Origin of the sequence: Mesorhizobium sp. M0808 (assembly GCF_040320025.1) — a bacterium.
GTDB lineage: Bacteria > Pseudomonadota > Alphaproteobacteria > Rhizobiales > Rhizobiaceae > Mesorhizobium.
On record NZ_JAMYOX010000128.1, the window covers coordinates 1 to 744 of the forward strand.

Annotated in this window: 1 protein-coding gene; it reads left to right on the top strand. The window is 69.6% G+C overall.

The genetic code is table 11. The features are described 5' to 3' along the window. Positions 1–744, top strand: a 744-nt coding sequence (locus tag NKI25_RS36285) for an IS110 family RNA-guided transposase (RefSeq protein WP_353000979.1), incomplete at both ends; no start/stop codon positions are given.

Consider the following 744-nt stretch of genomic DNA (forward strand, 5'->3'; position numbering starts at 1 on the left):
CTGACGCCGAGGCGATCTGCGAGGCGATGAGCCGGCCCAGGACACGCTTTGTTGGGATCAAGAGCGGCGAGCAGCAAGCGGCGCAGATGCTGTTTGGGGTGCGCGAGCAGCTGGTGCGGCGGCGCACGCAGCTTTCCAACACGATCCGCGGCTACGCAGCCGAATTCGGCCTGGTGGCCGCACAAGGCCTTGCCCGCATCGAGCCACTGCTGGCCCGCATTGCCGGCGACGCGACGGTGCCGGGGCTGGCAAAGGAACTGCTTGAGACGCTCGGCGAGGAATACCGCGCGGTGTGCGCGCGATACGCGGCAATCGACAAGAAGCTGTTGGCCCATCACCGCAAGGACGAGACTGGACAGCGGCTGGCTGCGATGCCCGGCGTCGGGCCGGTCGTGGCGAGCCTGCTCGGCGTCAAGGTCACTGATGCGACAGCGTTCGGCTCGGGACGCGACTTCGCGGCGTGGCTGGGGCTGACGCCGAAGAACCATTCGACCGCCGGCAAGAACCGGCTGGGGGTGATCACGCGGGCCGGCGACGAGATGCTGCGGCAGGCGCTGGTGGTGGGCGCGACGGCCCACATCCAGCAGGTGCGTCGCGGCCGCGCCAAGGCCTCGCCGTGGCTGGCGGCGTTGATTGCGCGCAAGCCGCCGAAGCTGGCGGCTGTGGCGCTCGCCAACAAGACCGCCCGCATGGCCTGGAAGATGATGATCACCGGCGAGCCGTACCGTTGCGGCCTGGCGGGCA